General features: G+C 74.2%; 10 protein-coding genes. 1 reads left to right on the forward strand and 9 read right to left on the reverse strand.

Annotation, left to right across the window (positions count from 1 at the left end):
- Nucleotides 1-11: 11 nt before the first annotated feature.
- The 9 genes from SHK17_RS14600 to gatC all read right to left on the reverse strand — a co-directional run bounded on the left by SHK17_RS14600 (nucleotide 12) and on the right by gatC (nucleotide 11537).
- Nucleotides 12-830 (reverse strand): ECF transporter S component, encoded by an 819-nt coding sequence (locus tag SHK17_RS14600; protein ID WP_322425658.1) that lies wholly within the window; start codon nucleotides 828-830, stop codon nucleotides 12-14.
- Entirely contained in the window at nucleotides 827-2422 is a 1596-nt protein-coding gene (locus SHK17_RS14605) for an ABC transporter ATP-binding protein (protein WP_322919708.1), read from the reverse strand. Before SHK17_RS14605 ends, SHK17_RS14600 begins: the two co-directional genes overlap by 4 nt.
- Entirely contained in the window at nucleotides 2419-3531 is a 1113-nt protein-coding gene (locus SHK17_RS14610) for an energy-coupling factor transporter transmembrane component T (RefSeq protein WP_322919709.1), read from the reverse strand. The genes SHK17_RS14605 and SHK17_RS14610 overlap by 4 nt, the downstream gene beginning before the upstream one ends.
- 6 nt (nucleotides 3532-3537) lie before the next feature.
- Nucleotides 3538-4617 carry a hypothetical protein gene (locus SHK17_RS14615; protein ID WP_322919710.1) on the reverse strand — a complete coding sequence of 360 codons (1080 nt, stop codon included), beginning with the start codon at nucleotides 4615-4617 and terminating at the stop codon, nucleotides 3538-3540.
- Nucleotides 4618-4624: 7 nt separating this feature from the next.
- Entirely contained in the window at nucleotides 4625-6322 is a 1698-nt protein-coding gene (locus SHK17_RS14620) for a prenyltransferase/squalene oxidase repeat-containing protein (RefSeq protein ID WP_322919711.1), read from the reverse strand.
- Between the two features lie 304 nt (nucleotides 6323-6626).
- Nucleotides 6627-8036 carry a prenyltransferase/squalene oxidase repeat-containing protein gene (locus SHK17_RS14625; RefSeq protein WP_172264978.1) on the reverse strand — a complete coding sequence of 470 codons (1410 nt, stop codon included), beginning with the start codon at nucleotides 8034-8036 and terminating at the stop codon, nucleotides 6627-6629.
- Nucleotides 8037-8192: 156 nt separating this feature from the next.
- Nucleotides 8193-9686 carry an Asp-tRNA(Asn)/Glu-tRNA(Gln) amidotransferase subunit GatB gene (gene gatB / locus SHK17_RS14630; protein ID WP_172265426.1) on the reverse strand — a complete coding sequence of 498 codons (1494 nt, stop codon included), beginning with the start codon at nucleotides 9684-9686 and terminating at the stop codon, nucleotides 8193-8195.
- A 16-nt stretch (nucleotides 9687-9702) separates the two neighbouring features.
- Nucleotides 9703-11238, reverse strand: a complete 1536-nt coding sequence (gatA, locus tag SHK17_RS14635) for an Asp-tRNA(Asn)/Glu-tRNA(Gln) amidotransferase subunit GatA (RefSeq protein ID WP_172264981.1) — start codon at nucleotides 11236-11238, stop codon at nucleotides 9703-9705.
- Nucleotides 11238-11537, reverse strand: coding sequence for an Asp-tRNA(Asn)/Glu-tRNA(Gln) amidotransferase subunit GatC (gatC, locus tag SHK17_RS14640; protein WP_172264984.1), 300 nt, complete (start codon nucleotides 11535-11537; stop codon nucleotides 11238-11240). Before gatC ends, gatA begins: the two co-directional genes overlap by 1 nt.
- Before the next feature lie 127 nt (nucleotides 11538-11664).
- Here gatC and SHK17_RS14645 point away from each other — a divergent pair, with 127 nt between their 5' ends.
- A complete protein-coding gene (locus SHK17_RS14645; RefSeq protein ID WP_322919712.1) occupies nucleotides 11665-13242 on the forward strand; it encodes a N,N-dimethylformamidase beta subunit family domain-containing protein in 1578 nt (525 codons plus the stop codon).
- The last annotated feature ends 13 nt before the right edge of the window (nucleotides 13243-13255 follow it).

Here is a 13255-nt window from a genome sequence, read left to right on the forward strand (position 1 = left end):
TGCCGGGCGCGTCAGCCCGGGCGTACGACGGCGCGACGCGCGGCGCGACGCAGCGTGGTGAGGATGGCCGGGCCGAGGACGACGACGGCGACCGCGGTCGTGATCGCGCGACCGGTGTCCCAGCCGCCGGTCGAGGTGAGCAGCGTGTAGACGAGGAACCGGTGCGCGTTCTCCAGCACCGGCGCCCCGGCGACGTAGGCCAGCGACCCCTCGTGGCCGGGCACGGCGATGCCCAGCGCGAACGGCCAGGAGCTGAGGTTCATCAGGAGGCCGTAGGCGTAGGAGGCGACGACGGCGTAGACCACGAGCATCGCGATCTCGGCCCGCCCGCCGGCGCGCCGCGGGAGCAGCCCGGCGCCCATCCCGACCCAGGCGGCGCAGATCATCTGGAACGGCAGCCACGGGCCGACGCCCGCGGTGAGGAGCGCCGAGGCGAACAGCGACGTGCAGCCGAGCGCGAAGCCGAAGCCGGCGCCGAACACCCGCCCGCCCAGGATGAGCAGGAAGAACACCAGCTCGATGCCGGCCGTGCCCGCACCGAGGGCGCGCATCACGGCGTTGATGGCCGAGAGGACGCCGAGCACCGCGAGGACCCGCGAGTCCATCCCGCCCTCCCCCATCTCGGCGAGGACGACGACCACCACGACGGGGAGCAGCACGAGGAACACGAACGGCGGCTCGACCCGCTCGCCCGGCTGGGCGACGAGCAGGAACGGCCAGCAGAGCATCATCAGCCCGGCGAGCGAGGCGACGACGAGGACGGCGGCGGTGCGCGGCCCGATCGGCAGGGCGACACCCGTCGCCGGGGTCGTGCGATCGAGGATGCTCATCGGGCGTCCCTCGTCCCGAGCGCGGCGGCCACTTCCTCCACGACGAGCCACGGGGCGCCGAGGACCTTGGTGACCTGCGGCGCGAACGACGGCGACTCGGCGAGCACCCGACGCGGCGGTCCGCTGGAGACGACCTCGCCCTCGGCCATCACGACCACCTCGTCGGCGACGTGGGCCGCGAACTCCACGTCGTGGGTCGCGAGCAGCACCGCGTGCCCGTCCTCGGCGAGGCCCGCGACGATGCGGGCGAGCTCGCCCTTGCCGGCGTAGTCCAGGCCGCGCGTGGGCTCGTCGAGCAGCACGACCGGCGGGCGGGCGGTGAGGACGATCGACAGGGCGAGCGCGAGCCGCTGGCCCTCGGAGAGGTCGCGCGGGTGGATCCGCGGGTCGATCCCGGGCGCCAGCCGGTCGAGGAGGGCGCGGCAGGTGCCGGGCGCGGCATCGGCGCCGGTGTCCGCGGCGGCGCACTCCTCGTCGACCGTCTCGAGGTAGAGCAGGTCGGCGGCCGTCTGCGGCACGAGCCCGACGCGTGTACGACGCTCGGCGGGCGCGAGGGCGGCGGGGTCGCGACCGTCGACGTCGACGGTGCCCGAGCGGCGCCGACCCGTGCCCTGCAGCGCCCAGATGAGGCTGGACTTGCCGGACCCGTTGCGACCCATCAGCACGGTCACCTGACCGGCCGCGAGCGTCAGGTCCAGGTCGCGGACCGCGGCGTGGGAGCCGTGGACGACCGTGACGCCGCGCGCCGCGAGCAGCGCCGGGGACGCCACGGCAGGGGTGGGGTCGGGAGCGACGAGCTCCGGCAGCGAGCGGGCGTGCCGCCGGGCGTCGCGCACCGTCAGCGGCAGCGGCTCCCAGCCGGCGAGGCGGCCCAGCTCGACCAGCGGCGGCGCCACCGGCGAGTCCCGGAGCACCTGCTGGGGCTCGTCGACGCGGACGGAGCCGTCGCCGGTGACCAGGCAGATGCGGTCGGCGAACGGCACGACCCGCTCGAGCCGGTGCTCGGCGAGCAGCACGGTCAGGCCGAGGTCGTGGACCAGCCGGGTGATGGTCGCGAGGACGTCCTCGGCCGCGGTGGGGTCGAGGGCCGACGTCGGCTCGTCCAGCACGAGGACGCGGGGATGCGTGGTGAGGACGGAGCCGATGGCGACCCGCTGCTGCTGGCCACCGGAGAGGGTGCGGAGGTCCCGGGCGCGGAGGTCGGCGATGCCGAGCAGGTCGAGCGTCTCCTCGACCCGGCGCCGCATCGTCTCGGGAGCGGTCCCGAGCTGCTCCATGCCGTAGGCCAGCTCCTCCTCGACCGTGTCGGCGACGAAGCCCGAGAGCGGGTCCTGGCCCACGTAGCCGACGAGGTGCGCCCGCTCCCGCGGCGGCTGGTCCACGATGCTGCGGCCGTCGAGCAGGACGTCGCCGGTGAGGACGCCGCCGGTGAACCTCGGCACGAGGCCGGTCACCACGCCGAGGAGCGTCGACTTCCCGACGCCGGTCCGCCCGGAGACGAGGACCAGCTCACCCTCGTCGAGGGTGAGGTCGACGCCGCGGAGGACGTGGTGCTCGGCGTAGCGCAGGCCGATGTCGCGCAGCTCGATCATGCCGTCGCCTCGAGCTGGGCCAGGGCGCTGGCCGGGACCGGCGTGGCGACGGCCGGGACGGCGCCCAGGACGCCGACGGCGAGGGCGAGCGGGGAGAGGTACGGCGCCACGTCGACGCCCGGGTAGGCGACGGCGACCTGCGTGTGGGCGACGTACCAGCCCAGCACGGCCACGACCACCCCGGTGGCGACGGTCAGCAGCTCCGGTGCGCGCCACGGATCGGGGCGGTAGCGGGTCCGCTGCACCCGGCGGCCGGCGCTGACCATCCCCAGCACGGCCACCGCCACGCCCGCGCCAAGCATCGGCAGGGCGAGGACGCGCGGGGCGGTCGGGTCGAGCCACGCGTAGGTCCCGACGCAGATGCCGGTCAGCGCGAGCAGCAGCAGCGATCCGGTGAGCCGGCGCTCGCGGGGCGTCGCTCCCCCGGAGCGACCGTAGCCGCGGGTGTCCATGCCGGCGGCCAGCGCGAGGGAGCGCTCGAGCGCGTCCTCGAGGACCGGGACGAGGAAGCGGCGCAGGCGCGCGACACCGGTCGTCGTACCGCCGCGGAGCGCCTGGGCGGCGCGGACCCGGCGGGCGCTGTCGGCGAGCTGCGGGAAGATCGTCACGGCGACGACCATCGCGGTGCCGATCTCGTAGAGCGCCGGGGGCACCGACGCGAGGAGCCGCTTGGGGTTCGCGAGCGAGTTGGCCGCTCCGACGCACAGGATGATCGCGGCGAGCCGGAGGCCGTCGTAGAGCCCGGCGAGCAGCGCCTCGCTGGTGACCGGCCCGAGCAGCCGGATCCCGGCCGCCCAGTCGGGCAGCGGGACCTCGGGCAGCTCCAGCAGCACGTGGCCGACCGCCTGGCCGCCGAAGACGATCCGGAACACCACCCGGAGGACCACCGTCATGGCGGCGAGCAGGGCGTACAGCCGGAACGACCGGCCGTAGGGATGCCCGGACCGGCGTGCCATCACCACGACCGTCGCCGACCCCATGACGAGGATCAGCACCAGCGGGTTGGTGGTCAGGGACGCAGCAGTGGCCAGCCCGATCGCCCAGGACCACCAGGCGATCGGGTGCAGGTCACGCGGCAGTCCCGTCACGGGCACGGCCGGTCCGGGCACGGCGCGTCAGACCCCCCGTCTACGACGCGCCACGACGCCACTGACCACGATCGCGATCGCGAGCAGGGCGACGACACCCCACGTCACCGCGGCCGGCACCTTGGCCGGCTCGTCGGCAGCCGGTCGACCGGCCTCCGTGGGAGCACTGGGACTTGAGTCTCCCGGAGACTCAGAGCCGGGATCGGCGGCCGTGGGGTCCTCACTGGCGCTTGAGTCTCCAGGAGACTCATCGTCGAGGGAGCCGTCCCGGGCGGCATTCTTGGACCGTGAGTCGCTGGGAGACTCAGAGGCCAGGGGCGACTCGGTGGGGTCGCTCGGCGACGACTGCGAGGGCGACTCGGCAGGCGACCCGGAGGGCGACTCGGAGGGCGACGCCGTCGGGGAACCGGACGGGGTCGCGGTCGGGGACGGGCTCGGCGACGACCCGCCGCCGGTCCCGCCCGAGCCGCCCGTGCCCCCACTGTTGCCGCCACCGTTGCTGCCGCCCTTGCCGCCACCGCCACCGCCACCGCCGCCGTTGCCCTGGCCACCGGTCGTCGGGGTCGGGGACGACGGGGAGGCGGTCGGGGACGGGGAAGGCGTGGGCGCGGGGGCCACCGGCGGCGCCACGCCGGGCGGTACGGCGTTGCCCGTGCCCTGCTTCCAGGACCAGCCGACCGACCCGCCGGCGGGGACGGTCAGACCGCCGACGCCGGAGGACGAGTACGTCCACGATCCGGCAGAGCCGTCGGACCACCACAGGCCCCAGTAGGCGTCGACCGGCGAGGCGTTGACGCACGGGTCCGCGGTGGGCACTCCGTTGACGCGGCACACGAAGCCCGGCTGCCGGGTCGCGTAGGAGATGCCGACCCCGACGGAGGCGAAGATCGCGTCAGCGGTCCTGCCGCCGCCGTCGGCCGCGCACGCGGTGGTGGTGCCCCCGCCGAGCTCGCGGTAGTCGACGACCACGCTGACGCCACCGGCCGAGGTGCAGGTGGCCGCGTCAGCGGGCGCGAGGACCGCCGTCGGGGCGAGCAGGACCGGTCCTGCACCGAGCACGGCCACGGCCAGTGCCCGGGTGAGGGACCGCATCCTCGAGGCGCTCATCGGTGCATCAGCCCTTGGCGGCCTTGAGCCTGAACGTAGTGACCGCCCGCCGGGCCCCCGACGCGGTCTGCACGGCCTTCACCTTGACGGTGCCTCGGGCGAGGAGCTTGCGGGCCGGCTTGGTCAGGGTGAGGACGAGCTTCTTCTCGGCTCCGGGGGCGATGGCGTAGCTCCGCCTGGCGACGGTCACGACCTTCTTCGCCTTCCCGAGCCTCACCTTGCCGGCCGTGCTCACCGTGAGCTTGCCGAAGCAGGGCTGGGCGCTCTCGCACGTCAGGTCGACCTTGAAGCGGTTCTTGCGGACCTTCTCGGTCCGGCTCACGTCGAGGTCGCCCACCATCGGCGCGGCCGGGGGCACGGCCGGGGGCACGGCCGGCACGGCCGTCGCGCTGGTCGTGGCGGTGGTGGTGCCGCCGAGCGTGGCCACGGTGAACGTGTGGGCGGCCGCTCCCGCAGGCAGGGTGAACGCGACGGCCAGGTCCGAGCCCGTGCCGACGACGCGTCGGGCGTCGCTGCCGAAGCTCACGCACGCCTGCTCGCCCGCCGCGACGCCGCGGACGGTGACGGTGACGGTGCTCTTCTCGACCGCGGTGACGGGGGCCGAGACGCCGAGCGAGGTGCTCGCGGCCGGCGCCCACAGCAGCGCGGGGGCGGCCTGGAAGGAGGCGCGGCGCCACGTGTCGCGCACGGTGGCGTTTCCGGCGATGCCGTCGACGCGTGCGGCGGTCAGGTCCGCCGCGTTGTAGGCGATGGCCCCCGTGGGCGCCCGGCTTGCGCAGGCGCCGGCGTCGGCGACCTGCAGGCTCCGCACCCACGCGGCAGCCTTCGCGGCGGAGGCCTGCCGACCTGCGCGGCCGAGCGCCCAGCCGGCGAGCCCGGTGCTGTTGGAGTTGGCACCCGGAGTGGACGAGTCACCCTCCAGCGACCCGTCCGCGCGCTGGACCGACTCCAGCCACGCGGTGGCCTCGGCGATCGCTGCGGTCACCTCGGGCGAGGTGTTGCCGGACTCGAGCAGCGAGAGCACGGCGAGCCCGGTGGTGTCGGGCGCGACGCCGGTGGCGTCGGCCGCGCACGCAGCGGCGTCGAGGTCGAAGCGGAAGTAGCCGGCGGGGCACTGCTGCGCCAGCAGGGCTGCCGTGGCGTCCGAGGCCTCCGGCGACCCGGCGACCGTCAGCGCCTCGGCGGCGAAGGCCTGGCCGATGGTGTTGGCGTAGTCGCCGAAGGAGCTGTCGTCGCCGACGACGCCGGTGGTGTCGTCGGTCAGGTCCTCGAGCTGGTCGACCAGGTTCACCGCGGCGTACGCGGTGGCCGCGTCGCGCCCGATGCGCTGGGTGAAGGCGGCCGCCTTGGCGGTGGCGTTGGCGTAGTAGCCGATCTGCGTGAAGTCGTAGGGCGGGTCGGAGTCGTACTCGTCGGACTGCACATAGCCGTACGGGTTGGTGGGTGAGGACACCAGCCTGCCCGCGATCGCGTCCGCGACGCGCGCGGCGTCCGCGCTGCGCCCGGTGGCGTCGAGCGCGAGGCCCGCGTCGATGCTCAGGCCGACGTCCGCGCCGAAGCTGCCGAGGGCGACGCCGTCGGTGAGCTGGGTGCCGATCCAGTCGGTGACGAGCTGGGTGGGCGGCACCGGAGCGGCCGCGGCGGCGCTCGGGGCCAGGGTCGCAGCGGCGAGGGCGACGACCGCCAGGCCGGAGGTGAGCTTCATGTTCCCTTCCCTCACTGCGACAACGAGGGAAGGCCGGAGCCGTTCGCCTCGCTGCATTCCTCGACAGCGATGGTGATCATGACGCGGCGAGGCGGGTGTTCCGGCTTGCACGGGACGTGGCCCGTGCCCACGGTTGCGGGTCAGCGCCGGTTTCGGACCGGCTTTCCCCACCTCGGGCGTGACTGGTGCCGACCCGGACGGGTGCGGCGGGCGAAGCGTAACCCTCGCGCGCCCCGGGACGCACGTCGGCCCGGCGTCGTGGGACGCCGGGCCGGTGCGCTCGATCGAGCGGTGGAGCAGTGGGTCAGTTGCGGACCCGGAGGGACGTCCGCGCCTCGTCGTCGGACGTCTTGACGAGCGCGACGCGCCGCTGGTTGCCGGTGGGCAGCTGCAGCTTGCGCACGATCTTCGCGCCCGACTTCTTGCCCTTCACGCGCAGGAAGTCGCCCTTGACCTGCATGCAGGCGCTCTCGCTGGGCGCCAGGCCGTAGACCTGGAACTGCACGTTGTCGCCGGCCCGGGCCTCACGACGCACGGACACGATGCGCAGCTTGTCCTTGCTGGCCGGGGCGAACTGCAGGCCGAGGATCGCCTGGGCGGTGGCGCGGCGCCACTCGCCTCGGGCGTCGGCCGGGATCCCGGTGGTGGTGGCCGCGGTGACGCGGTCCCTGCGGTAGGCGACGGCGCCCGTGTCCTTGGTCAGCGCGGTGCGGCACTTGTACTTGTCGACCGGCTGGTTCTTGCGGATCCACAGCGCCGCCTTGAGGGCCGCGTCGCGGTTCTTGAGCAGGCCCAGGGCGTAGCCGCCCACGGCGGTGGAGTTGGTGTTGATCGAGGCCCCGGGGCCGGCGCTGCGGATCGCGCCGCTGCCACGTTGACGCTCGGCCAGCCACGTGCCGGCCTTGGCCAGGGCGCCCTGGACCGCGGCGCTCCTGTCGCCGGACTCGACCAGGTTGATCACCGCGAGGGCGGTGGCGTCCGGGTCGGCCTCGCTCCCCGCGGCACCTTCCGTGCACGACTGGTTCGGCACGTCGGCCTTGGCGAAGTCGAGCCGGAAGTAGCCCGAGGCGCACTGCTGCTTGAGCAGGAAGTCGCGAGCCGCGCCCGCCTCGGCGGACCCGGCCAGCGTCAGCGCGCGCACGGCGTAGGACTGCCCGACGACGTTCGCGAAGTTGCCGAACTCCGACTTGTCGAAGATCCGGCCAGCGAAGGCGGCGGCCTGCGGCTCGGCAGCCGGGTCCGCCGGCACGTTGGCCGTGCGCTCCTCCAGCCGGGCGATCAGGTTGACGCCGCCGTAGCTGGTCGGGTTCTTCTTGGCGGTGCGGGCGAAGGTCGCGGCCTTGCCCAGCGCCCCGGCGTAGGACTCCTTCGTCCCGTCACCGACGTACTCACCGATGCGCGGCTCGAGCGAGTTGTTGATCGCCGTGACGGTGCCGCCCTGGCTGGCGACGGTCGCGAGCGCCAGGCCGGTGTCGATGGTGAGACCGAAGTCGGGGCCCTGCGGGGTCGTGATGAGCCCGTTGCTGAGCTCCCCGGCGATCCACTCGGCGGCGATCGTCGAGGGCGTGCTGTCGGTGGACGCGGCCGCCTGGGCGGCACGGAGGGCCGGCGACGGGTCCGCCGAGGCCGGCGGGGCGGCGAGGACGCCGATCCCCAGGGCGGCGGTCGACAGGGCGAGGGCCGCCGTACGGATGGGTCGGTTGCGATGGTGCATGACTTCCTTCCCGCTCGCGGAGGGAAGGCGCGACGACGTACGACGGCGCGAACCGTCCCCCGGGTGGTGCGAGCGTTGGTTGGTGATGTGACCACTGTGACGCGCGAGCACCCTAACAAGTTGTCTAGACCGCGCGGCACCTCCCGGGGGGAGGGGTCAGGAGAGCTTCTCGAGGATCAGCTCCCGCACGCGACCGGCGTCGGCCTGCCCGCGCATCTCCTTCATCACTGCGCCGATGAGCGCCCCGGCCGCGGCCACCTTGCCGTCGCGGATCTTGTCGGCGACGGCGGGGTTGGCGGCGATGGCGGCGTCGACGGCGGCGCCGAGCGCGGCGTCGTCGGACACGACGGCCAGCCCGCGACGCTCGACGACCTCGTCCGGGGTGCCCTCCCCGGCCAGCACGCCCTCGAAGACCTGTCGGGCCAGCTTGTCGTTGACCGTGCCCTCGTCGACCAGCGCCTGGATGCGCGCGACGTCGGCGGGGGTGATGGGCAGGTCGACGAGGTCGACGCCGTCCTCGTTGCTGCGCCGCGCGAGCTCGCCGAGCCACCACTTGCGGGCGGCCTGCGGAGCGGCACCCTGGGCGATGGTCTCCTCGACCAGCCCGAGCGCGCCGGCACCGACGGTGTCGCGCATCTCGAGGTCGCTGAAGCCCCACTCGGCCTGCAGCCGCGCACGTCGTGCGGTCGGGTTCTCCGGGAGCGTGCCGCGCAGCTCCTCGACCCACTCGCGGCTCGGCGCGACGGGCACCAGGTCGGGCTCGGGGAAGTAGCGGTAGTCCTCGGCGTCGGACTTCTCGCGACCGCTCGTGGTGACCCCGGTGTCCTCGTGCCAGTGGCGGGTCTCCTGCAGGATCGAGCCACCGCCGCTGAGGATCGCGGCGTGGCGCTGCATCTCGAAGCGGACCGCCCGCTCGACCGAGCGGAAGGAGTTGACGTTCTTGGTCTCGGTGCGGGTGCCGAGCACGCCGCTGTCCTTCGGCGACAGCGACAGGTTGACGTCGGCGCGCAGGTTGCCCTGGTCCATCCGCGCCTCGGAGACGCCGAGCGCCACGATCAGCTCGCGCAGTTGCGCGACGTAGGCCCGGGCGACCTCCGGGGCCCGCTCCCCCGCACCGAGGATCGGGCGGGTGACGATCTCGATGAGCGGGATGCCGGCACGGTTGTAGTCGACGAGCGAGTGGTCGGCGCCGTGGATGCGGCCGGTGGCGCCGCCGACGTGCAGCGACTTGCCGGTGTCCTCCTCCATGTGGGCGCGCTCGATCTCGACGCGGACGACCTCGTCCTCACCGCCCTCGGTCGGGACCGTGACGTCCATCCAGCCGTCGAAGGCGATCGGCTCGTCGTACTGCGAGGTCTGGAAGTTCTTCGGCATGTCCGGGTAGAAGTAGTTCTTCCGCGCGAAGCGGCACCACTCGGCGATCTCGCAGTTGAGCGCGAGCCCGATCCGGATCGCGGACTCCACGGCCTTGCCGTTGACGACCGGCATCGCGCCCGGCAGGCCGAGGCAGGTCGGGCACACCCCGGCGTTGGGCTCGCCGCCGAAGGTCGCCGGGCAGCCGCAGAACATCTTCGAGGCGGTGTTGAGCTCGACGTGGACCTCGAGGCCGATGGCGGGGTCGTAGGCCGCCAGCACGTCGTCGAAGGGCATCAGGGTGTCGGTCACGTCAGCGCACCTCGGTGGTCGGAGCAGCGGCCAGGGCGGGCGCCCGGTCGAGGAGGGAGCCACCCCACTCCTGCTGGTGGAGGGCCTCGAGCGCGGCGCCGACGCGGTAGACGCGGTCGTCGGCCAGCGCCGGTGCGAGCACCTGGAAGCCGCTGGGCAGGCCGTCCTCCTCGGCGAGGCCGTTGGGGACCGAGATCCCGGGCACGCCGGCGAGGTTGGCGGGGATGGTGGCGAGGTCGTTGAGGTACATCGCCATCGGGTCGTCGAGCTTCTCGCCGAGCCGGAACGCCGTGGTCGGCGCCGTGGGCGAGACCAGCACGTCGACCTGCGCGAAGGCCGCGTCGAAGTCGCGGCTGATCAGCGTGCGGATCTTCTGCGCCTGGCCGTAGTAGGCGTCGTAGTAGCCGCTGGAGAGCGCGTAGGTGCCGAGGATGATGCGGCGCTTGACCTCGTCGCCGAAGCCGGCGTCGCGGGTCGCGCGCATGACGTCCTCCGCGCTCGGGTCGCCGTCGGGTGTGACGCGCAGGCCGAAGCGCATGGCGTCGAACTTCGCCAGGTTGCTCGAGGCCTCGGCCGGGAGGATCAGGTAGTAGGCCGCGAGCGCGTGCACGAAGGAGGGGCAGGAGACCTCCACGACCTCGGCGCCGGCCTTGACCAGCAGCTCGACGGACTCGTCGAAGCGTCCCACCACGCCGCGCTGCCAGCCGTCGCCGGCCAGCTCGGTGACCACGCCGACCTTGACTCCGGTCATGTCACCGCTCGCGCCGGTGCGGGCCGCCTCGGTGAAGGAGGGCCACTCCTGCTTGATCGAGGTGGAGTCGCGCAGGTCGTGCCCGCCGATGACGTCGTGGAGCATCGCCGCGTCGAGCACCGTGCGGGTGACCGGGCCGGCCTGGTCGAGGCTGTTGGCCAGGGCGACGAGGCCGTAGCGGGACACGCCGCCGTAGGTCGGCTTCACGCCGACGGTCCCGGTGACGGCGCCGGGCTGGCGGATCGACCCGCCGGTGTCGGTGCCGATGGCCAGGGGCGCCTCGAAGGCCGCGACGGCCGCGGCCGAGCCGCCGCCGGACCCGCCGGGGATCCGGTCGAGGTCCCACGGGTTGCGGGTGGGCCCGTAGGCCGAGTGCTCGGTGGAGGAGCCCATCGCGAACTCGTCCATGTTGGTCTTGCCCAGGATGGGCAGGCCCGCGACGCGCAGGCGCTGCACGACGGTCGCGTCGTAGGGCGGGACCCAGCCCTCGAGGATCCTGGACCCGCAGGTGGTGGGCAGGCCACGGGTGGCGAGGACGTCCTTGACCGCGATCGGTACGCCGTCCAGCGGGCCGCGTTCCTCGCCGCGGCCACGGCGGGCGTCGGACTCCGCGGCCTGGAGGAGCGCGCCGTCCCGGTCGACGTGGAGGAACGCGTGGACCGCGCCGTCGACCTCGGCGATGCGGTCGAGGTGGAGCTCGGTCAGCTCGACGCTGGTGGTGGACCCGTCGACGAGGGCCGCGGACAGCTCGGCCGCGGTGGAGGTGACGGAGGCGGGCGTGGTCATCAGGCCTCCTCACCGAGGATGCGGGGCACCGAGAAGCGGTGACCCTCGACCGCCGGCGCGCCTGCGAGGGCCTCCTCGGCGGACAGGCCCGGCACCACGACGTCCTCGCGGAAGACGTTGGTCAGCGGGATCGCGTGCGACGTGGGCGGCACGTCGTCCCCGGCGACACCGTTGATGGAGGCGACGGACTCGAGGATCACGCTCAGCTGCGGGGCGAGGTGGTCGAGCTCGGCGTCGGAGAGGTCGATGCGGGCGAGGTCGGCCAGGTGGGCCACCTCGTCGCGGGAGATCTCGGGCATGCCGGCAATCCTAGGTCCACGCCTCTCCCCCGACCGCGACCGGTCGGGACCGGCGGCCCGAGCGTCCCGGGTCGCCGGGACCGCAGCCCCGCGCCCCGGGACCGGCCCGCGACGCATCGTCTGCGCCATGAGGCCACGAGGGACGACGGGAGCGGGGACGGCATCGGTGCTCGCCTGCCTGCTGGTGGGGCTGGCGGGGCTGGCGGGCTGCGAGGCCGGACGGGGGTCGGTGGCGGTCGGCGGGGGGCAGCCGTCCGCCACCGGCGGGGCGTCCTCGCGGGTCGAGGCGCAGGAGCCGCGGACCGCTCCCCCGCAGCCGCGGGGTTCGGAGGGCTGGCGGATGCGCCGGCCCGCCGAGCACGGCGAGGTGGCGGCCTACACCACGCACGCCGGCGGCGTGCCGGGCACGCTCGTGGGCCTGAAGGTGTCGACCACCGAGGGCGGCTACCAGGTGTCGGCGTGGCGCATCGGGTCGTACGCCGGCGGCACGAGCGCGTTCGTCTGGGAGTCGGGCTTCCGGGTCGGGCGCCTCCAGCCGGCACCCCGCTTCGCCCCGGCCTCGACCCGCACCGTGGTGGCGCCGTGGACGCGCGACCTCACCGTCGACACGACCACCTGGGAGCCCGGCCTCCACGTCTTCCGGCTCCGCACCGACACCGGCTGGGAGACGCAGGTGCCCTACGTCGTGACGTCGCCGTCGGCGGCGGGCACCGTCGCCCTCGTCGCGCCGGTGACCACGTGGCAGGCCTACAACACCTGGGGCGGCTACAGCCTCTACACGGGCGCGAACGGCGACACCCGCAGCCACGCGGTCAGCTTCGACCGCCCCTACCAGGGCATGGGCAGCGTCAACGACTACCGCCTGGCCGCGATCCCGGTTGTCGTCCGCGCCGAGGCGACCGGCGTGCCCCTGTCCTACTTCACCAACGTCGACCTGCACACGACGCCCCGGGCGCTGCAGGGGGCCCGGGGGTACGTCTCGATGGGCCACGACGAGTACTGGACCACCACCATGCGCGACGTCGTCCTCGATGCCCGGGCCGCCGGCACCAACCTCGTCTTCCTCGGCGCCAACACCATGTACTGGCGGGTGCGCCTCGTTGCCCGCGGGTCGGTCCCGGCCCGGGTGATGGTCGGCTACCGGCACGACGCGCACGCCGACCCGGTGCGGCCGACGGGGTCGGAGGACACCACCGCCCGGTTCCGCGACCCGCCGGTCCCCCGGCCCGAGCACGACCTCGTCGGCATGCAGTACGAGTGCTACCCCGTCGACACCGACTACGTCGTGGCGAGCCCGGGGTGGTGGGGGTTCCGTGGCACCGGCGTACGCCGCGGTGACCGCGTGGCGGGCCTCGTCGGCGGCGAGGCGGACCGGGTCTACCCCGACGAGCGCCTCCCGCGACCGATGCAGGTGCTGAGCCACTCGCCGTACGCGTGCCGGGGCGTCGCCACCTCCGCCCAGTCGGTCTACTACACGGCGCCCTCAGGTGCAGGCGTGTTCAGCGCCGGGACCCTCCGGTGGGGGTGCGCCATGGTCGACCGGTGCGAGCGTCCGCTCGGCGCGGCCACGCGGCGCTTCACGCAGACCGTGACCGGCACGCTCGTGCGGGAGTTCGCGCGCGGACCGGTCGGTGATCGCCACCCGGCGCGGGACAACGTCGCCGACTTCGACCTCCCGCTCGCCAACACGGTCCCGGCGAGTTGAGGCAGCAGGCGGG

Origin of the sequence: Nocardioides renjunii (assembly GCF_034661175.1) — a bacterium.
In the GTDB taxonomy this organism is placed as follows: domain Bacteria; phylum Actinomycetota; class Actinomycetes; order Propionibacteriales; family Nocardioidaceae; genus Nocardioides; species Nocardioides renjunii.

Bases quoted from the DNA above. Each gene is read 5' to 3' on its own strand.
- SHK17_RS14600 (WP_322425658.1), bottom strand. From the start codon at position 830: ATGAGCATCCTCGATCGCACGACCCCGGCGACGGGTGTCGCCCTGCCG.
- SHK17_RS14605 (WP_322919708.1), bottom strand. From the start codon at position 2,422: ATGATCGAGCTGCGCGACATCGGCCTGCGCTACGCCGAGCACCACGTC.
- SHK17_RS14615 (WP_322919710.1), bottom strand. From the start codon at position 4,617: ATGAGCGCCTCGAGGATGCGGTCCCTCACCCGGGCACTGGCCGTGGCC.
- SHK17_RS14620 (WP_322919711.1), bottom strand. From the start codon at position 6,322: ATGAAGCTCACCTCCGGCCTGGCGGTCGTCGCCCTCGCCGCTGCGACC.
- SHK17_RS14625 (WP_172264978.1), bottom strand. From the start codon at position 8,036: ATGCACCATCGCAACCGACCCATCCGTACGGCGGCCCTCGCCCTGTCG.
- gatB (WP_172265426.1), bottom strand. From the start codon at position 9,686: ATGCCCTTCGACGACGTGCTGGCGGCCTACGACCCCGCCATCGGCCTC.
- gatA (WP_172264981.1), bottom strand. From the start codon at position 11,238: ATGACCACGCCCGCCTCCGTCACCTCCACCGCGGCCGAGCTGTCCGCG.
- gatC (WP_172264984.1), bottom strand. From the start codon at position 11,537: ATGCCCGAGATCTCCCGCGACGAGGTGGCCCACCTGGCCGACCTCGCC.
- SHK17_RS14645 (WP_322919712.1), top strand. From the start codon at position 11,665: ATGAGGCCACGAGGGACGACGGGAGCGGGGACGGCATCGGTGCTCGCC.